This window comes from Chryseoglobus sp. 28M-23, from assembly GCF_014789785.1.
GTDB classification, from domain to species: Bacteria; Actinomycetota; Actinomycetes; order Actinomycetales; family Microbacteriaceae; genus Microcella; species Microcella indica.
This window is the reverse complement of record NZ_CP061846.1, coordinates 317,894-335,090: the sequence shown is the minus strand read 5'-3', so window position 1 is coordinate 335,090 and position 17,197 is coordinate 317,894. Positions and strand designations below refer to the sequence as shown.

The 17,197-nt window shown below is 71.0% G+C and carries 18 protein-coding genes and 1 tRNA gene; 7 read left to right on the top strand and 12 right to left on the bottom strand.

The annotated features are described in order from the left end of the window. Window positions 1-40 precede the first annotated feature (40 nt). The 5 genes from IE160_RS01640 to IE160_RS01620 form a co-directional block, all read right to left on the bottom strand. Entirely contained in the window at window positions 41-424 is a 384-nt protein-coding gene (locus tag IE160_RS01640) for an Rv3654c family TadE-like protein (protein WP_179873069.1), read from the bottom strand. A 5-nt stretch (window positions 425-429) separates the two neighbouring features. Further along, window positions 430-753: a TadE family type IV pilus minor pilin gene (locus IE160_RS01635; protein WP_191151470.1), complete on the bottom strand. Its 324-nt coding sequence runs from the start codon at window positions 751-753 to the stop codon at window positions 430-432. Beyond that, window positions 750-983 (bottom strand): DUF4244 domain-containing protein, encoded by a 234-nt coding sequence (locus IE160_RS01630; protein WP_179873067.1) that lies wholly within the window; start codon window positions 981-983, stop codon window positions 750-752. Before IE160_RS01630 ends, IE160_RS01635 begins: the two co-directional genes overlap by 4 nt. Window positions 984-1,105: 122 nt before the next feature. After that, on the bottom strand, window positions 1,106-2,005 hold the full coding sequence (locus IE160_RS01625) for a type II secretion system F family protein (protein WP_179873066.1): 900 nt from the start codon (window positions 2,003-2,005) through the stop codon (window positions 1,106-1,108). Further along, on the bottom strand, window positions 2,002-2,994 hold the full coding sequence (locus IE160_RS01620) for a TadA family conjugal transfer-associated ATPase (RefSeq protein WP_224744523.1): 993 nt from the start codon (window positions 2,992-2,994) through the stop codon (window positions 2,002-2,004). The genes IE160_RS01625 and IE160_RS01620 overlap by 4 nt, the downstream gene beginning before the upstream one ends. Window positions 2,995-3,422: 428 nt before the next feature. On the opposite strand from IE160_RS01620, the gene acs reads away from it, so the two are divergent. After that, window positions 3,423-5,375 (top strand): acetate--CoA ligase, encoded by a 1,953-nt coding sequence (gene acs / locus IE160_RS01615; RefSeq protein ID WP_179873064.1) that lies wholly within the window; start codon window positions 3,423-3,425, stop codon window positions 5,373-5,375. A 20-nt stretch (window positions 5,376-5,395) separates the two neighbouring features. Here the strand turns inward: acs and IE160_RS01610 are convergent, their stop codons facing one another. Both IE160_RS01610 and sp36 read right to left on the bottom strand, forming a co-directional pair. Further along, on the bottom strand, window positions 5,396-5,857 hold the full coding sequence (locus tag IE160_RS01610; RefSeq protein ID WP_191151468.1) for a RidA family protein: 462 nt from the start codon (window positions 5,855-5,857) through the stop codon (window positions 5,396-5,398). Continuing rightward, window positions 5,854-6,018 (bottom strand): Sp36 family protein, encoded by a 165-nt coding sequence (gene sp36, locus IE160_RS01605; RefSeq protein WP_179873062.1) that lies wholly within the window; start codon window positions 6,016-6,018, stop codon window positions 5,854-5,856. The genes IE160_RS01610 and sp36 overlap by 4 nt, the downstream gene beginning before the upstream one ends. 51 nt (window positions 6,019-6,069) lie before the next feature. Here sp36 and IE160_RS01600 point away from each other — a divergent pair, with 51 nt between their 5' ends. The 3 genes from IE160_RS01600 (at window position 6,070) to IE160_RS01590 (ending at window position 9,659) form a co-directional block, all read left to right on the top strand. Next, on the top strand, window positions 6,070-8,613 hold the full coding sequence (locus IE160_RS01600) for a transglycosylase domain-containing protein (RefSeq protein ID WP_179873061.1): 2,544 nt from the start codon (window positions 6,070-6,072) through the stop codon (window positions 8,611-8,613). Further along, window positions 8,610-9,560 carry a metallophosphoesterase gene (locus tag IE160_RS01595; RefSeq protein ID WP_224744522.1) on the top strand — a complete coding sequence of 317 codons (951 nt, stop codon included), beginning with the start codon at window positions 8,610-8,612 and terminating at the stop codon, window positions 9,558-9,560. Before IE160_RS01600 ends, IE160_RS01595 begins: the two co-directional genes overlap by 4 nt. 25 nt (window positions 9,561-9,585) lie before the next feature. Continuing rightward, window positions 9,586-9,659: transfer RNA gene (locus tag IE160_RS01590), tRNA-Pro, on the top strand. A 193-nt stretch (window positions 9,660-9,852) separates the two neighbouring features. On the opposite strand, the gene IE160_RS01585 is transcribed toward IE160_RS01590, so the two are convergent. The 5 genes from IE160_RS01585 to IE160_RS01565 form a co-directional block, all read right to left on the bottom strand. Next, window positions 9,853-10,512, bottom strand: coding sequence for a thymidine kinase (locus IE160_RS01585; RefSeq protein ID WP_179873060.1), 660 nt, complete (start codon window positions 10,510-10,512; stop codon window positions 9,853-9,855). Next, the gene (locus tag IE160_RS01580; protein ID WP_191151467.1) at window positions 10,512-11,174 is read right to left on the bottom strand and encodes a response regulator transcription factor; all 663 of its coding nucleotides are present in this window, start codon (window positions 11,172-11,174) and stop codon (window positions 10,512-10,514) included. The genes IE160_RS01585 and IE160_RS01580 overlap by 1 nt, the downstream gene beginning before the upstream one ends. Beyond that, window positions 11,164-12,381 (bottom strand): hypothetical protein, encoded by a 1,218-nt coding sequence (locus tag IE160_RS01575; protein WP_191151466.1) that lies wholly within the window; start codon window positions 12,379-12,381, stop codon window positions 11,164-11,166. Before IE160_RS01575 ends, IE160_RS01580 begins: the two co-directional genes overlap by 11 nt. Then, window positions 12,378-13,565, bottom strand: a complete 1,188-nt coding sequence (locus IE160_RS01570) for a sensor histidine kinase (protein WP_179873057.1) — start codon at window positions 13,563-13,565, stop codon at window positions 12,378-12,380. Before IE160_RS01570 ends, IE160_RS01575 begins: the two co-directional genes overlap by 4 nt. 101 nt (window positions 13,566-13,666) lie before the next feature. After that, the gene (locus tag IE160_RS01565; RefSeq protein WP_191151465.1) at window positions 13,667-14,776 is read right to left on the bottom strand and encodes an Rv2578c family radical SAM protein; all 1,110 of its coding nucleotides are present in this window, start codon (window positions 14,774-14,776) and stop codon (window positions 13,667-13,669) included. Window positions 14,777-14,876: 100 nt separating this feature from the next. On the opposite strand from IE160_RS01565, the gene IE160_RS01560 reads away from it, so the two are divergent. The 3 genes from IE160_RS01560 to IE160_RS01550 are packed head-to-tail and all read left to right on the top strand — an operon-like array spanning window position 14,877 to window position 17,157. After that, window positions 14,877-15,629, top strand: coding sequence for a LamB/YcsF family protein (locus tag IE160_RS01560; RefSeq protein WP_179873055.1), 753 nt, complete (start codon window positions 14,877-14,879; stop codon window positions 15,627-15,629). Next, window positions 15,626-16,246, top strand: a complete 621-nt coding sequence (locus IE160_RS01555) for a 5-oxoprolinase subunit B family protein (RefSeq protein ID WP_191151464.1) — start codon at window positions 15,626-15,628, stop codon at window positions 16,244-16,246. The genes IE160_RS01560 and IE160_RS01555 overlap by 4 nt, the downstream gene beginning before the upstream one ends. Further along, complete coding sequence (locus IE160_RS01550; RefSeq protein ID WP_191151946.1) at window positions 16,246-17,157, top strand: 5-oxoprolinase subunit C family protein; 912 nt, start codon at window positions 16,246-16,248, stop codon at window positions 17,155-17,157. The genes IE160_RS01555 and IE160_RS01550 overlap by 1 nt, the downstream gene beginning before the upstream one ends. Window positions 17,158-17,197 lie beyond the last annotated feature (40 nt).

Sequence of the window (17,197 nt, the reverse complement as noted above, 5' to 3'; positions counted from 1 at the left end):
GGATCCGCACCGCGACGGAATGCGCGGCGCGAAGCCGCGATCAGCCACACCATACACAGGGTGCGCGAGTGCGCACCTCACGGGCACCGGGAGGCCCGGCCCGTGCTGTCCGTTCCACGGCCACGCTGAGGACGGTGGCCCGCACCGTCACGATCATGCTGAAGCCCTCGGTGCGGCAGCCCACGAGGGCGGTGTCGTGGGCCCGCGCGACGCGCGCGGCGATCTCGCACGGATCGCCGGCGATCCACCCGAGCATGACGTCCGCCGCGGCGAGCGCGGCGGCATCCGCGGCCGCCCCCACCCGCTGCGCACCCGAGACGGCGCTCGCGGCGCCGACGAGAGCGAGCCCGGCGATGACCACGGCTGCGAGCACTCCGACGACGAGCGGCGTGCCCGCACCGCGGTCTGCAGACCATCGGGGCACGCGCGTCACCACCCTCCGTCGAGCGCGCACGAGGACGCGCTCACCGCGATCGGCACGCCGAGCACTCGGGGCGCGGAACGCGCGTCAACGCACACGAGCCCGTCAGAGCGGCTCGCCGCGACCGTCGCGCCGGGCACCGCCCGCTGCACGTGCTCCAGCGCCGAGGACTCGCCCCGACCGAGCAGTCGCGCGGCGTCGGCCGCTGCCAGTTGCAGGCGCACGAGTTCGGTGGCGGCGAGCAGTCCACCCAGGCAGGCGACGAGCACGAGAGCGACGGCGGGAAGGGCGACCGCGACCTCGGCCGTGGCCGCCCCGCGGTCGTCTCTCACCCGACGGTGAGCGCGGTGCGCACGAGGTCGGTGAGGATGCCGCGCACTTCGTCGCTCTGCATGATGACGACGAGCAGGCTCGCGAAGCCGACTGCTGCCATGGTCGCGATGGCGTACTCGGCGGTCGCGGCACCGCGATCGTCGGTGAGCCGCACCCGGCCTCGGCGGCGGGCGGTATTCGGCCCGCGAGTCGCGGCCGGCGGGCAGGAGGATGGGAGGGCGGTGCTCATGGTGTGCTCCTTGGGCGATCATGCCCGCAGGCGGCGGGCGGTCCAGTGGCACGAACCCGATCAGTCTGCGACGTGGGGCGCGCCGGCAGGCATGGCCGCCGCAGAACAGCGCAGAGCCCGTCTCACGAGGCGGGTGTGGAGGAGAGCAGGCCGAGCAGGAGCGGCACGACCCCCAGCAGCACGAACGACGGCAGGATGCACGCACCCAGGGGCAGCATGAGGCGCACTGCGAGCCTCTCCGCGCTGCCGCGCGCGCTCGCGCGGGCATCCGCACGACGTTCCACGGCCTCTGCTCGGCACAGGGCACCCAGCGGAGCTCCTGAGACGCGTGAGAGCCGCACGAGCGACTGCGCGGCCGCCGTCTCGACCTCGTCCAGCGCGAGGGACGCGCGGTCGAGCTCGGCCGTCACTAGTGCGAGAGCCGCCTCGGGTGAGCCGCCGCCGCCCGCGGCGACGGCGAGCAGGTCGAGAGGGAGCCCCGCCGTGGGCGGCGGCGGCGCCGCGGCGCGCAGCATGCGCCGCATCCACCGCCGCGCCAGCAGCAGGAGGCCGACCCCGAGCACCGCGCTCGTGAACCCGAGCGGCTGGGCGAGTGTGCCGAGCAGATCGACACCGAGCAGGAGCGCGAGGACGATGGCGCACACGGGCAGCAGGAGCACGATGCGCGCCGTGGCCTGCGGGCCGGCGAGAGCGATCTCGATGTCGCGAGCAGCCTCCTGCCGATCGCGGATCGCGCCGGCGAAGGCCGTGAGCGCGGGAGCGAGCGGCGCGCCGCTGGCGGCAGCGACTCGCCACGCGGCCAGCAGCCCCGCCCACGCTGGGTCCTGCGCGGGCGCCGCACGCTCGAGCGCGAGCGCCGCATCGGGAGCGCGCTCGAGCTGCGCGACCACGCCGTCGAGGGTCTCGTCGTCACCCTCGGCCGCGACGTGGCGCCACGCGGATGCTGGGGCGATTCCCGCGGCGAGGAGCACGGCGAGCCGGTGCACGTGCGCCGCGAGCCTCACGGGGGGCGTGGCCGTCACCGAGCATCCTCGAGGGGGATGATCGTGAGCCGCTCCCGTGCGTCGAGCGCGAAGCGACCCAGTGCCGCCGTGCGCTCCCCCGTCGTCGCGTGCTGCACGTGCACTGCCAGATCGATGCCGCTGCACACCTGCCGGGCCAGTGGCTCCGGCGCGAGGCCCGCGATCATGCCGATCGCCTCGAGTCGGCTCGGTACGTCGACGAGGGAGTTGGCGTGCAACGTGCCTGCTCCCCCGCGATGGCCGGTGTTGAGCGCGGCGAGAAACTCGCGCACCTCCGCCCCGCGGCACTCGCCTACCGCAAGCCTGTCCGGCCGCATCCGCAGCGCCTCACGCACGAGTCTCGCGAGGTCGATCGCCCCCGCGCCCTCCAGATTCGCCTGTCGGCATTCGAGAGCGACCACGTGAGGATGCTCCACCGGAGCCTCGGCGACGTCCTCGATGAGCACGATGCGGTCGCGTGGCGAGGCCTCCGAGAGCCAGGCCGCCATGAGAGTCGTCTTGCCACTGCCCGTGGCGCCGGTCACGAGAAGCGTGCGTCGTTCCTCGAGGGCCGCACGCAGAGCAGTGATGACCGGCGCGGGCAGTCCGCAGTCGTCGAGCGTCACCCGCTGCACGCGCGGCAGACGCAGCGAGATGGCCGTGCCCGCTCGCGCGATGGGCGGCAGCACGACGTGCACGCGGATGCCCTCGCCGAGCCGCACGTCGGCCGTCGGAGTCGCCTCGTCGACGTGGCGGCCGCCGTCGGCGATGAGCCTCACGGCCAGATCTCGAGCGTCTGCCGAGGTGAGCCGCACGCCCGGCACGCGCGTACTGCCGGCACCGTCGTCGCTCCACACCGCTCCATCGCCCGTCACGAACACGTCGGTCGCTCGCGCATCGGCGACCGCGGGGGCAAGCGGCCCGAGCGCTGCGACGAGGCTCGACGAGAGCGGACGGACCGCCGAGCCCTCGCCGGCGCGCCGCGGGTCGCGCGGCACGAAGGAGGTCACCCGGCCATCGTGGAGCCCCCCGATCGAGCACGCAGCCGCAGGCGACGCACGGGGGAGAAACTCCGAGAGCCCCTCCGTGGGGAGGGGCTCTCGGGTAGTTCGGGGGCGGCGCCCACAATGGGGGGAAGCGGGCGCCGCCACAGCAACACGGGATTGGGGGGAATCGATCGCGTTGCGAGGTCAGGCTTGCTGCTGACGAATCTCAGTGTATGCCAGCGCATGGGCCGGTCAAGTCTTTCGGGGCACTTATGTGTCCTCCAAACGGCGGACACACAGAATTGTACCCCGACGGGGTACGAAAACGCCGCCCGAGTCGCGTCGTGACGGGTGCTCTCGCGCACCACGAGCATCCTCGTATGATGGCCGGTGTTCCTCACCGGTGCGGCAGACCAGGCCAGCCCGCAGACACTCGACACTCAAGGATGATGATGTCCAGCACCTCGATCGACAGCCTTCTGCACGAGAAGCGCCGCTTCGCCCCCGACCCCGGCTTCGCCGCGAGCGCGGTCGCCCGCCCCGAGCTCTACGAGCGCGCGACCGACGACCGCCTCGCCTTCTGGGCCGAGCAGGCGCGCGACCTCGTGCACTGGCACCGCCCCTTCACGGAGACGCTCGACTGGTCGAACGCTCCCGTCGCCCGCTGGTTCGGCGACGGCGAGCTCAACGTCGCCTACAACTGCCTCGACCGGCACGTGCTCGCGGGCCACGGCGACCGCGTCGCGATCCACTGGGAGGGCGAGCCCGGCGACACGCGCAGCCTCACCTACGCCGAGCTGACCGTCGAGGTCAAGCGCGCCGCCAATCTGCTCGCGAGCCTCGGCGTCAGTCAGGGCGATCGCGTCGCGATCTACCTGCCCGTCATTCCGGAGGCCGTCATCGCGATGCTCGCCGTCGCGCGGCTGGGCGCCGTGCACTCGGTCGTGTTCGGCGGCTTCGCGGCCGAGAGCCTGCGCGCCCGCATCGACGATGCAGGCGCCAAGCTCGTCATCACCGCCGACGGCGCGTACCGCAAGGGCAAGGTGCTGCCGCTCAAGCCCGCCGTCGACGCGGCCCTCGCCGCCGGCGAGACGACGGTCGAGAAGGTGCTCGTCGTGCGGCGCGGCGAGAACGAGATCGACTGGACAGCGGGGCGCGACCTGTGGTGGCACGACGAGATCGCGCCCATGAGCGACGAGCACGAGGCACGCGGCTTCGAAGCCGAGAACCCGCTGTTCATCCTCTACACCTCGGGAACGACCGGCAAGCCCAAGGGCATCCTGCACACCTCAGGCGGCTACCTCACGCAGGTCGCGTTCACGCACAAGAACGTGTTCGACCTCAAGCCCGAGAGCGACGTCTACTGGTGCACGGCCGACGTCGGCTGGATCACGGGCCACAGCTACGTGGTCTACGGCCCGCTCGCGAACGGCGCAACACAGCTGCTCTACGAGGGCACGCCCGACACTCCCCACCCCGGCCGGTGGTGGGAGCTCATCGAGAAGTACAAGGTGAGCATCTTCTACACCGCGCCGACGGCGATCCGCTCGTTCATGAAGCTCGGTCGCGAGATACCGCAGAAGTTCGACCTGTCGAGCTTGCGCCTGCTCGGATCGGTCGGTGAGCCCATCAACCCCGAGGCATGGGTCTGGTTCCGCGAGATCATCGGCGGCGGCACCGCGCCCATCGTCGACACGTGGTGGCAGACCGAGACGGGCGCGATCATGATCAGCGCGCTGCCCGGCATCACGACGACCAAACCGGGCGCCGCCCAGGTTCCCCTGCCGGGAATCTCGGTGGATGTGCTCGACGAGGAGGGCGTGCACGTCGGCAAGGAGGCCGGAGGGCTCCTCGTGCTCACCGAGCCGTGGCCGAGCATGCTGCGTGGCATCTGGGGTGACGAGCAGCGCTACAAGGACACCTACTGGTCGAAGTTCGCGAACACCTACTTCGCGGGCGACGGCGCGCACCTCGATGAGGACGGCGACGTGTGGCTGCTCGGCCGCGTCGACGACGTCATGAACATCTCGGGCCACCGCCTCTCGACGATGGAGATCGAGTCGGCGCTCGTGTCGCACGAGCTCACGGCCGAGGCCGCGGTCGTCGGCGCGCACGACGACACGACCGGTCAGGCGGTCGTCGCCTTCGTGATCCTCAAGGGTCGTCTCGCGAACACCGTCACGCCGCAGGAGGCGAGCGACCTCCTGCGGGCGCACGTCGCCGAGCAGATCGGCGCGATCGCCCGGCCCCGTCAGGTGTTCGTCGTGGAGGAGCTGCCCAAGACTCGTTCGGGCAAGATCATGCGCCGCCTGCTGCAGGACGTCGCGGAAGGCCGCGAGGTGGGTGACACGACGACGCTCACCGACACGAGCGTCATCCGCATCATCTCCGACACCATGAAGTAGCGGAGAGAGGCCCGGCCGGGTCAGGCGAACTCGAGGATGAGCTCGACCTCGACCGGAGCATCCAGGGGCAGCACGGCGACGCCGACGGCGCTGCGCGCGTGCTGGCCCGCCTCGCCGAAGATCTCGCCCAGCACCTCGGAGGCGCCGTTGAGCACGGTCGGCTGGCCTGTGAAGTCTGGAGCCGACGCGACGAAGCCCGTGACCTTCACGATACGAGTGACGCGGTCGAGAGAGCCGATGACGCTCTGCGCCGCGGCGAGCGCGTTGAGCACGCACGTGCGGGCGTAGCCCGCAGCATCCTCGGCACTCACCTCGGCGCCCACCTTGCCGGTCGCGGGCAGGGCGCCGTCGACGAAGGGCAGCTGCCCCGCCGTGTGCACGAGGTGGCCGGTCACGACGGCCGGCACGTAGGCGGCGACGGGCTTCGCCAGCTGCGGGATGCTGATGCCGAGCTCGGCCAGGCGCGCGTCGATGCCGCTCATGCGGCGCCGCCTTCGAGGGGACGCTTGAAGTACGCGACAAGCCCGCCCTCCGGGCCCGGCACGATCTGCACGAGTTCCCAGCCCTCCGCGCCCCAGTTGTTGAGGATCGCCTGGGTGGTGTGGATCATGAGCGGAGTCGTGAGGTACTCCCATTGCGTCATCTCGGTCTCCGTTCAGGGTTAAGGGGGGCAAGTTGCCGTACCCTCAAGCATATGTCTGCCCAGAATCAGAAGGCCTCCGGCATCATCGGCGCACTCGCCGGCATGCTCGGCCTCAGCGCACTCGCCGGAGTTCTCGTGACCGTCATGGTCACCCCGGCGCTCGCGGTCACCGGAATGGCCGCCTCCAACACCATCGGCATCTTCGAGGGTCTGCCCGAGTACATCCGCATCGACGAGCAGTCCCAGCGCAACACGCTGTGGGCTCAGAAGACGGCCAACCCCGATGACGGCTACACCGAAATCGCGACGGTGTACTACCAGAACCGCGAGGAGGCCGGCTGGGACGACGTCTCGCAGTACATCAAGGATGCCGTGCTCGCCGGTGAGGACCGCCGCTTCTACGACCACAATGGCGTCGACGTGCAGTCGATCGTGCGTGCCGCGGTCGGCAACGTCGCCTCGGGCGACATCGAGTCGGGCGCCTCGACGCTCACGATGCAGCTCGTCAAGAACCTCTTCATCAACGAGGCCCTGCAGCTCGAGTCGGAGGAGGATCAGCTCGAGGCCATCCGCGCGGCGCAGGAGACGAGCCTCGAGCGCAAGCTCAAGGAGGCCAAGCTCGCGATCGGGCTCGAGAAGCAGTACACCAAGAACGAGATCCTGCTGGCCTACCTGAACATCGCCGGCTTCGGCGGCAACACCTACGGCATCGAGGCGGCCGCACAGGAGTACTTCGGGGTTACCGCCGCCGATGTGACCATCGCCCAGGCCGCGAGCCTCATCGCGATCGTTCAGCAGCCCGGCGCGCGCTCGCTCAAGAGCCCGGAGAACTACCCAGCAAACCAGGCCCGCCGAGACTTCATCCTCGATGCGATGCTCGATGAGGGCTTCATCACGGCCGCCGAGCACCGCGAGGCGATCGACCAGCCGGTCGACGAGGAGTTCGTGAACCCGAGCCCTCCCTCGAACGGCTGCATGGCGGGCCATCGATACGCCAAGTTCTTCTGCGACTTCGTCGTCGAGAACGTCGACAACTTCGAGTCGCTCGGTTCCACCGTGGAGGAACGGCGCAATGCGTGGCGCCTGGGCGGTCTCGACGTCTACACGACGCTCAACCTCTCGCTGCAGAAGGTGGCGCAGGACGAGGTGTGGAACTACGTGCCGCGCAAGGAGACCGCGCTCGAGCTCGGTGGCACCGCCGTGTCGGTGGAGACGGGCTCCGGCCGCATCATCACGATGGCGCAGAACAAGACCTTCGACAACACCCTCGAGGGCGGCGGCCTGGGCACGACTGCCGTCAACTTCAACACCGACCAGCCCTACGGCGGCTCAGGCGGATTCCAGACCGGATCGACCTACAAGGTCTTCGCTCTCCTCGAGTGGCTCAAGCAGGGCCACGGGCTCAACGAGTACGTGGACTCGACGGTGCGCACCTTCAACCAGGCCTCCTTCACCGACTCGTGCGTGGGCGGCTGGGGCGGGCCGTGGACACCGAAGAACGACGCGCCGGCGGCACCGGCGATGAGCGCCTACCGCGCCACCACCGATTCGGTGAACACCGCCTTCGTCGCGATCGCCCAGCAGCTCGACCTGTGCGGCATCCGACAGACGGCGGAGAGCATCGGAGTGCACCGCGCCGACGGGGCTCCCCTGGAGACGAACCCCTCGTCGGTCCTGGGCACGAACAACATCGCGCCCATGACGATGGCGGCGGCGTTCGCTGCGATCGCGAACGACGGCCGCTACTGCGAGCCCATCGCGGTCGACCGCTTCGTGACCCGCAACGGTGAGGAGCTTCCCGGTCAGGCGCCGGACTGCCGCCAGGGTCTCGACCCCGAGATCGCCGCCGCTGCCGCCTACGCCATGCAGGGCGTGATGAGCGGGGGAACCGGTGTCGCCTCCAACCCTCGCGATGGTGTGCCGATCATCGGAAAGACGGGAACCACCGACCGATCGAAGCAGACGTGGGTCGTCGGCTCCACGCGCGAGGTTGCGACGGCTGTGTGGGTCGGCAACATCAAGGGCGATTTCCCTATCCGCAACTACCCGAGCGGCGGCAGCCTCCGGCACCTCATCTTCAAGCCCCTCATGACTGCCGTGAACGGCCAGTACGGCGGAGGCGGCTTCCCGGATCCCCCGGGTCGACTCCTCATCGGTTCGGGCGTCGAACTGCCTGACGTGCGCGGCGAGACCGAGGAGGACGCCCGTTCCCTGCTCGAGGGGCTCGGCTTCGGCTTCGAGGTCTCCGGCCAGGTCGACTCCGATCTCGAAGAGGGCCGCGTGGCCAGCATGTCGATCGAACCGGGCACCCTGCTCGCGCGAGGGGTGATCGTGCGGGTGGAGACGAGTCGCGGCAACCTCATCGAGCTGCCCGACGTCTCGTCCGACGGCTACACCTTCGAAGAGGCTCGCGACATTCTCGGCGACGCCGGGTTCACGAACGTCTCCGAGTCCTGCTCCGAGATCCCGCCGGTGGAAGAAGGCGGCGATCCGCTCATGGACGGCATCGTCACGGGGCAGAATCCGAGTGGAGGCTCGAAGGTCAAGTATGAGAAGTCGATCACGTTGACGGTCTCGCGACTCGACTGTTCGTGAGCGCTCTCGTTCGCGGAACGGCCGCCGCATCCCTCGGGATCGCGGCGGCCGTCGCCGGGTACGCGACGGTCGTCGAGCGCCGCGCCTTCCGAGTGCGACGGGAGACCGTGCCCGTTCTCTCCCCCGGCGCCGAGCCGATTCGGATCCTGCACCTGAGCGACCTGCACCTCGCCCCCTGGCAGCGCGACAAGATCGAGTGGGTGCGGAACCTTGCGCAACTCGAGCCCGATCTCGTCGTCATGACCGGCGACAGCCTGGGTCACCTCGAAGCGCTGCCGGCCCTGCGTCGCGCGCTCGAACCCTTCGCGGGAGTCCCCGGCGTGTTCGTGCACGGTTCCAACGACTACTTCGCGCCCGGCCCCAAGAACCCGTTGCGGTACCTCATCGGCCCCTCTCAGCACCGCGCCGAGGAGGCGACGCGGCTGGACGTCGACGCGCTCGAGAGCTTCTTCCTCGACCGTCTGGGGTGGTTGAACCTCAACAACGACGTCACCCAGCTCTTCCTCAAGCGCTCCCGCCTCGAACTGCTCGGCACCAACGACGCCCACCGCGGATGGGATCGCCTCGATGTGCTGCCGGCCCTCATGGATGCTCTGCGCGAGCTCGACGAGGACCCGACCGACGACCCCGCCGTGACGATCGGTGTCACGCACGCCCCCTACCAGCGCGTGCTCGACTCCTTCACGACGCAGGGCGCCGATGTCATCTTCGCGGGGCATACGCATGGCGGGCAGGTGTGCGTGCCGGGCGTCGGCGCGCTCGTCACCAATTGCGACCTTCCCCGCGAGTACGCGAGGGGGCTGCACGTGTGGCACCACGCCCTGTCAGCGGCCTACCTGAACGTCTCGGCGGGTCTCGGCACCTCGATCTTCGCGCCCGTGCGCCTCGCCTGCCCGCCCGAGGCGGTGCTCGTGACTCTCGTCGACGACGACATCGGCTATTCTTGACGGGTCGCCCTCACTGAGGGCGCATCGGGGTATGGCGCAGCTTGGTAGCGCGCGTCGTTCGGGACGACGAGGTCGCAGGTTCAAATCCTGTTACCCCGACAGTGTTCTCTCTCGGGAACGACAGAAGCCCCCGAACCTACGGGTTCGGGGGCTTCTGTCGTCCCCCGGGCTCGTCACCCCGCCAGATCTGGCACGAATGGGCGCTTGAGCTCTGCGCGCGGCCCCGTTGGGGGCAAATCTGGGGCGGGACGAGCTACGCGGGGCGGGGCGGGCGGGGCGGGGCGGCCCGCGACTAGCTGAAGTCTGGGTCAGGTTCGAGTTCCAGCCCCACCGGGGCCTTCCACCCGGAGGCCAGCGACTCTCCCGACTCGTCGAGGTAGCACGCCCCGCACAGGCTCTCGTAGGCGACGTCGACGCCATCGATGGCGACCTGGTCGCCGTCGAAGACGAAGACGCCGTCGATCGAGCGCGCGTTGAAGACGGCTTTGCGGCCGCAGCGGCAGATGGTCTTGAGCTCTTCGAGGGAGTGCGCGATCTCGAGCAGTCGGCGGCTGCCGGGGAACGCGACCGTCTGGAAGTCGGTGCGGATGCCGTACGCGAGGACGGGGATGTCTTCCCGGATCGCGATGCGCAGCAGGTCGTCGACCTGCGGTGGAGTGAGGAACTGCGCCTCGTCGACGAGGAGGCACGAGACATCCCGTTGCCGCACCCGCAGCAGGGACGCACGATGCGCTTGGAAGCGCGTGTAGACGTCGTCGGTCTCGTCGATCGTGAAGTCGACGGCGCGCGTGACGCCGAGCCGCGACACGATCGTCTGGTCGCCCTTGGTGTCGATGCGCGGCTTGGCGAGCACGACGGACTGGTCGCGCTCCTCGTAGTTGTAGGCGGCCTGCAGCAGCGCGGTGCTCTTGCCGCTGTTCATCGCGCCGTAGCGGAAGTAGAGCTTGGCCATTACTGCAGGTGTCCGTCCTCCGCCGCCCGGCGGATCAGCTCGGCCTTGCTGCTCGCGGGGCGCCCAGCCTTCGCATACTTCTCGCGGACACGGCGCACATAGGTCTTGGCCGTCTCGTACTGCACGTTCATCTTGGCCGCGACCTCGCTCATGCTGTACCCGCTCGCGTAGAGCACGAGGGCTTCACGCTCACTGATGCTGAGCTTCGGGCGGGCGGGATGCACGGCTCCTCTCGGCAGCGGCCTCCAGTCGCGCACCGCCTCGCCGGAGGACTCCATGCCCATGACGCCGCGCGCGGCCTCCATGACCTCGCTCAGGGGCAGCGCCTTGGAGAGGAAGGCTGCGGCACCCGCGGCGAGCGCGCGCTCGCGCGCCTCGTCGGTGTCGAGACTGGTGAGCACGATGACCTTGGCTCCGGCTGCCCGGCAGGTGCGCACGCGCGCCTCGATCGAGACGGGCTCCTGCAGCTGGAAGTCGAGGAGGACGAGGTCGGTCGGAAATTGGTCGCTCTGCACGAGCTCGAACCAGGTGGGTGCGGTGAGCACGAGTTCGAAGTCGGGGGCGTTGCCCTCGATCCAGCTCGACAGGCTGTCGAGAAGAAGTTCATGATCGTCCAGGATGGCGAGGCGAACCCGGCGGCCCAGCCTCGCGTCAGTGTCCATACTCAAACTCTAGAGTCACCGCCTCGGCCTGGGCGTCGACGCGCGAGCGATGCGTGAGTCCGCGCACGAGATGCAGGGTGGGCGTGAGCACGCGCACCGCACGAGAACCACCCGTGGGGGTCGTAAGGGACCACCGGACGCTCACCCCCGTGGCCGTCGCGCGGATGCGCAATCCGATCGCCGACGCTTCGACGCGCTCGACCGCTTCCATGCCGATCGCGCGCAGGAGCGTGCGCTGCGCCGTCGTGAGTCGGCGGCCCACGTCGTCGGGGTCGTCGGCCGTTCCGCGCACGGCGGCCCCGGGGGCCCGCGAGCAGAGCTCGTCGAGGAGGCTCTGCGCCCAGCATCGCTGAACGTCCGCCACGAGGAGGGCCCGGATGCTCTGCGCGAGTTCGCGCGCCTCCTCCCGATCCTCGGGCGTGAGCCTTTCCGCCGCGCCGATGCGCGTGAGGTACGGCACGACCTTGCGATTCACGAGGCTGACCCGCTGCTGCTGCACCGAGCGCGCGACCCCGCCGCGCTGCTCGACGGCCGTTCCTGCCGCAGAGCGCCAGGCCTGCTCGAGCCAGGTGAGGATCGAGCTGTTCATGGAGAAGGCGTAGGCGGCGGAGGCGAAACCCAGGCAGGCGAGCGAGCTGGAGCCCGCCACAGCGAACGTCGCCAGGGGCACGGGTGACGCGGCGAAGGGTGCTTGCAGCAGGGCGAGAATGGCAGAGACCGCGGTGAGGCTGGCTGTAGCCGTCGCGAGCTCGAGGGCCGGTCGATAGGGCGCGAGTGACAGCAGGACGAGTCCTGCCACGAGCGGCGCCCAGTCGTCGCGCAGCAGGAGGTTGGCCCCGTACGTGGAGGCGACCGCGAGGCCGAGAACTGCGCCGAGCACAAGGTAGATCAGGAGCCCCCACGTGACGGAGAACACCGATCGGTGGGCTCGCGTGCGGTCGAGGATGATGGCGGCGATCGCGATGACGAGCACGGTGGCGAGGACGAAGCCTGCGAGCCACGTCACCTCGGAACCGCGCGAGAGCAGCGTGAGCAGGGGCAGGGCCACGGCGAGGGCGAGGATGCCGCGCGTGACCGGCCGCGCTGCGACGGCCGAGAGGGGGTCGATGCGCTCGGTCGTGGCCCGACCTGCCCGCAGACCGCGCGCCGCGATTCCCCAGGGGAAACGCGCGAGTTCTCGGCGCGCGAGCGTGGAGTGGGTCGTCATCGTCGCGGCGCCCCCGTCGGCACGCGCAGCATGACTGACGTGCCCTTGCCCGGTTGCGACCAGACCGTCGCGGCGCCCCCGATGGAGTCGAGCCGCCCGATGATGCTCGACCCGACCCCGAGCCGCCCCCCGCTGCGGCCGGCGACATCGAAGCCGACACCCGCATCGATGACCATGACCGAGAGTTCCTCCGGAGAGGCGCCGACCACGATCTCGGCGTGCGTCGTCACCGCGTGCCGTCGAACATTCGAGATGCACTGGGCTATCGCCCTCACGAGTTCGTCCGCGGTCTCCCGAGGCAGAGTCTCCAGCGCGTCCAGATCGCCCGCGAGGGTGACCTCGAGCTCTCCCCCCGCCTCCGCGACCGCCCGTCGCAGCAGTTCGGCTCGTTGGGCGCCGGCTGTGCCGTCGCCGGGCGCATCGACCGCGAACCACTCCTCGCCGACGATCATCGCCAGGTCGGCCGCGATCGACTCGCGCACCTCGTGCGAGATCCGAGCATCCGGCGTCGCCGTGACGACCGCGAGCTGATTGAGCACGGTGTCGTGCAGCAGCGCCGTGGCGCGCGACTCGAAGACGGCACGCACTTCGGCCAGTTGCTCGTCCTTCGCCGCCCGGAAGAGCGCCGACTGCGAGGCCCGCGTCGTGAACCGCTCGGCGCCGACCACGGCGAGGGTGCCGACAATGGCGAGATAGATCGCGAACGGTGTCCCGTCGAACTGCCATCCTGCTCCGACGGTGGCGCGCGCAGCGAAGGTGGCGAGCTCACCAGCGAGGTAACCGAGGGTGGTCCACGCGATCGCGTCGCGCGCCTTCGGCGTCACCCCCACGACCATCATGAGCGCGAGCTTGAGCAACTGCACCACGTAGTCGTCGTAGGCGATCGGCGCGCCGAGCTCGGTCGAGATGATGAGGGTGGAGAGGTAGACGCCGAGCCCCCCGATGACGACGTAGCAGACGGCGATGAAGCGGGAGGGTGTGCGGTCGAGCATGACGAGGAGGGCGAGCATCGGCAGGAGGGCCAGAAGCGCGGGCCACAGCGCGACCTCCGGGAGCGAGACTTCGACGGAGAGCCCCACGATTCCGACAGAGACGAGGCTCACGGCGGCGATCGCGTGCCCGGCGCGAGCGACAGCGGTGCTCGTCGTACGGGCAGCAAGGTGACTCGGTAGCCCGAGCGGCATCGCCTCCCCCTCTCCGCGCGCTAGAAGAAGGGCCCACAGCCCCCCGAGGCATTATGGCCCGCCCGCAGCCGCACGGCCAGTCCACATCCGGGGGGCACGAGTCAGAAGAGCGTGGCGGCCCCGCGGCGCTCAGGTGCCGCGGCTGTCGTGCGCGGTGCTACGGGTCGTACGGCGGCGGCGCGCTGCCGCGACCCCGCGAGAGCGGCAGACCGCACGGTGCCCGTCGCCGTGTCGAGCGCGGGCGCGCGCAGGCCGTGCGAGCGGCGCACCTCGTCGACGCGCGCTGCGAGCCACGCGCGGTAGGCCTTCGGCGGGTGCGGCCCGTCGCGGTAGAGCTCGCGGTACCTCTCGACCCGGTCCGGGTGCTCGCGCTCGAGCCAGGCGAAGAACCACTCGCGCACGCCAGGGCCCAGCCGCAGCGAGGAGTGCACGGCAGAGCGAGCCCCGGCCTCGCGGATGCGGGCGAACGCCTCGTCGAGGTGCGCGCGCGTGTCGGTGAGGTCAGGCAGCAGGGGCATGAGGAACACGCTCGGGGCGAAGCCCGCATCGACCGCCGCGCGGATGGTCGCGAGCCGAGCATCCGTCGAGGGGGTCCCCGGCTCGATCGACTGCTGCAGCTCGTGATCGTAGATGGCGATCGACATGCTCAGGTCGACGGGCACGCTCTGCGCCACGCGGTGCAGGAGCGGCAGGTCGCGGCGCAGCAGCGTGCCCTTCGTGAGGATGCTCAGGGGCGTGCCGCTCGACGCCAGAGCCTCGATGATGCCGGGCATGAGCGCATAGCGGCCCTCGGCACGCTGGTAGGGGTCGGTGTTCGTGCCGAGAGCTACGGGGTCGCGCTGCCAGGAGGTCCGCGCGAGCTCACGCGCGAGCACCTCGGCGACGTTGAGCTTGACGATCACCTGGGCGTCGAAGTCGCGACCGGCGTCGAGGTCGAGGTACTCGTGGGTCGGCCGCGCGAAGCAGTAGACGCACGCGTGGCTGCAGCCGCGGTAGGGGTTGATCGTCCAGCCGAAGGGCAGCCCGCCTCCCCCGCCGGGCACGCGGTTGAGGGCCGACTTGGCGAGCACCTCGTGAAACGTGAGCCCTGCGAACTCCGGCGGCCGCACCGTGCGCACGAGTCCGCTGAGCGCGAGGGCGCTGTCGGGCGAGTCGAGGCCGGGCAAGGCGTCGGCGGCGAGCGCCGTCGGCTTCTGGCCACTCCACCTCATGTGCCACCTCCTCACGGTAGTCGAACATATGTTCGACCGCTCGTCAAGTCCGGGACCATCGACCCGTGACGGGGCGCGCTCGCAGTCGTAGGCTCGGGGGATGCCGCACGTCGACCTCAACAGCGACCTCGGCGAATCCTTCGGTGCCTGGACGATGGGCGACGACGCGGCGATGCTGCCGCTCGTGTCGAGCGCGAACCTCGCCTGCGGTTTCCACGCCGGGGATCCGCTGGGCCTCCTCGCGGCGTGCCGCACGGCCTTCGCCCACGGGGTGACCATCGGCGCGCATCCCTCGTATCGCGATCGCGTCGGATTCGGGCGCCGGGACATGGAGGTCGCGCCCGAGGAGCTGGGCGCGGAACTCCTGTACCAGGTGGGGGCCCTGGTCGGCGTCGCCGAGAGCATCGGCGCGCGCGTCGCCTACGTCAAACCGCACGGCGCCCTCTACACGCGCATGGCGGTCGACCCGGTCGTCGCCGACGTCGTCGCAGAGGCCGCCGCCACCCTCGCGCTGCCCGTGCTCGGTCCGCCGCTCTCCGCCGTGGAGACGGCCTGCTCGCGCGCCGGGGTGAGGTTCGTGCGCGAGGCCTTCGCCGACCGCGCCTACCTCGCCGACGGCACGCTCGCCCCGAGGGGACTGCCGGGGGCGGTCATCACCGACCCGGCGGAGGTCGCCGACCGAGCCGAGCGCATCGTCGCCGACGGCGAGGTGACGGCGCTCGACGGCTCCACCGTGAGCGTGCGCGTCGACTCGCTGTGCGTGCACGGCGACACCGTCGGAGCGGTGCAGCTCGCGCACGCAGTGCGCGAGGCGCTGACGCGTGCCGGGGTCACGATCGCCGCCTTCGCATGAGGCTGCTGGCCTGCGGGGACCGTGCGCTGCTCGCCGAGTTCGCCACCCAGGCGGGTGTGCTCGGCGCGCTCGCGGCGTGGCAGGACGCTCCGCCCGGCGTGCTCGAGCTCGTCCCCGCCGCCCGCACCGTGCTCGTGCGCGTCGACCCTGGTGTGCTCGGGCTCGGGCACCTGGAGCACTGGCTGACGACGACCCCGCGCGCCGAGGCGGCCCTCCCGGTGGGCGCCGAGGTCACCATCCCGGTGCGCTACGACGGCGAGGATCTCGCCACGGTCGCGCAGGCGTGGGCGTGCTCGCCCGACGAGGTCGTCGATCGGCACTCCGCATCCGAGTGGGTGTGCGCCTTCGTCGGCTTCGCCCCGGGCTTCCCCTACCTCGTGCCGGCCGACGGTGCGGCGGCGCTCCCTCCCGTGGCACGACGATCGACCTCGCGCACGACGGTTCCCACGGGAGCCGTCGCCCTTGCGGCCGAGTACTGCGGCATCTACCCGCGCAGCTCTCCTGGCGGCTGGCAGCTCATCGGCACGACCGACGCCGTGCTGTGGGATGCGGCCCGCGCCGACCCCGCCCTCGTGACCCCCGGCACGCGCGTGCGCTTCGCGCGGGTGGTGCCGTGATGCTCTCCCCCGACGCTCTCGCGAGCTCGTCCGCTGCGCATCCGGTTGTGCGGGTGCTCGCCGTTGAGGGCCGAGCCCTCGTGCAGGACCTCGGCCGCGTCGGCCTCGCGCACCTCGGCGTGAGCGGGTCGGGCGCCTTCGACCGCGCCGCCCACCGCCTCGCGAACCGACTCGTGGGCAACCCCGAGCATGCCGCGGCGCTCGAGGTCCTGCTCGGCGGGGTGCGCCTGGCGCTGCCCGCCGGCTGCTGGCTCACCGTGACGGGCGCGTGGGGTCCGGTGACCCTCGAGGGCGAGCGCCTCGAGCCGCACACGGCCGTGCGCACGTCACTGCCGTGCGAGCTCGCGCTGGGCCCCGCGACGCACGGCGTGCGCTACACCGTCGCCGTGCGCGGCGGCCTCGCCGTGGCGGAGACGCTCGGCTCGCGATCGCGCGACACGCTCGCGGCGCTGGGGCCCGCGCCGCTCGCCGCGGGCGACGAGCTGCCGATCGGGCCGGAGCCTGACGACCTCGTGCCGCCCGCCGACCGCCTGCCGGTCGACCCGCCGACGACCGGTCTTGTCGAGCTCGACGTGCGCCCCGGCCCTCGGCTCGAGTGGCTCACGGCAGGCGCGCGCGAACTGCTGCTCGGCGTCGTGTGGCAGGCGTCGGCCCGCAGCGACCGCACGGGCGTGCGGCTCGAGGGGCCCCGGCTCGACCTCGCTCGGCACGGGGAGCTCGCGAGCGAGGGGATGCTGCGCGGGAGCATCCAGATCTCCCCCGACGGCGCGCCCACCATTTTGGGCCCCGACCACCCCGTGACCGGCGGGTACCCCGTCGCGCTCGTCGTGACGGAGGCCTCGCTCGACCGCCTCGCCCAGCTGCGCCCCGGCCAGCCCGTGCGCCTGCACCTCGTCGCCGGCCGCCCCTGACCTCCCGCCGCCCCCGGCTGTCACGAATCAAGGAACTCGG

Bases quoted from the DNA above. Each gene is read 5' to 3' on its own strand.
- IE160_RS01630 (WP_179873067.1), bottom strand. From the start codon at position 983: ATGAGCACCGCCCTCCCATCCTCCTGCCCGCCGGCCGCGACTCGCGGG.
- acs (WP_179873064.1), top strand. From the start codon at position 3,423: ATGTCCAGCACCTCGATCGACAGCCTTCTGCACGAGAAGCGCCGCTTC.
- IE160_RS01610 (WP_191151468.1), bottom strand. From the start codon at position 5,857: ATGAGCGGCATCGACGCGCGCCTGGCCGAGCTCGGCATCAGCATCCCG.
- sp36 (WP_179873062.1), bottom strand. From the start codon at position 6,018: ATGACGCAATGGGAGTACCTCACGACTCCGCTCATGATCCACACCACC.
- IE160_RS01600 (WP_179873061.1), top strand. From the start codon at position 6,070: ATGTCTGCCCAGAATCAGAAGGCCTCCGGCATCATCGGCGCACTCGCC.
- IE160_RS01585 (WP_179873060.1), bottom strand. From the start codon at position 10,512: ATGGCCAAGCTCTACTTCCGCTACGGCGCGATGAACAGCGGCAAGAGC.
- IE160_RS01580 (WP_191151467.1), bottom strand. From the start codon at position 11,174: ATGGACACTGACGCGAGGCTGGGCCGCCGGGTTCGCCTCGCCATCCTG.
- IE160_RS01575 (WP_191151466.1), bottom strand. From the start codon at position 12,381: ATGACGACCCACTCCACGCTCGCGCGCCGAGAACTCGCGCGTTTCCCC.
- IE160_RS01570 (WP_179873057.1), bottom strand. From the start codon at position 13,565: ATGCCGCTCGGGCTACCGAGTCACCTTGCTGCCCGTACGACGAGCACC.
- IE160_RS01565 (WP_191151465.1), bottom strand. From the start codon at position 14,776: ATGAGGTGGAGTGGCCAGAAGCCGACGGCGCTCGCCGCCGACGCCTTG.
- IE160_RS01560 (WP_179873055.1), top strand. From the start codon at position 14,877: ATGCCGCACGTCGACCTCAACAGCGACCTCGGCGAATCCTTCGGTGCC.
- IE160_RS01555 (WP_191151464.1), top strand. From the start codon at position 15,626: ATGAGGCTGCTGGCCTGCGGGGACCGTGCGCTGCTCGCCGAGTTCGCC.
- IE160_RS01550 (WP_191151946.1), top strand. From the start codon at position 16,246: ATGCTCTCCCCCGACGCTCTCGCGAGCTCGTCCGCTGCGCATCCGGTT.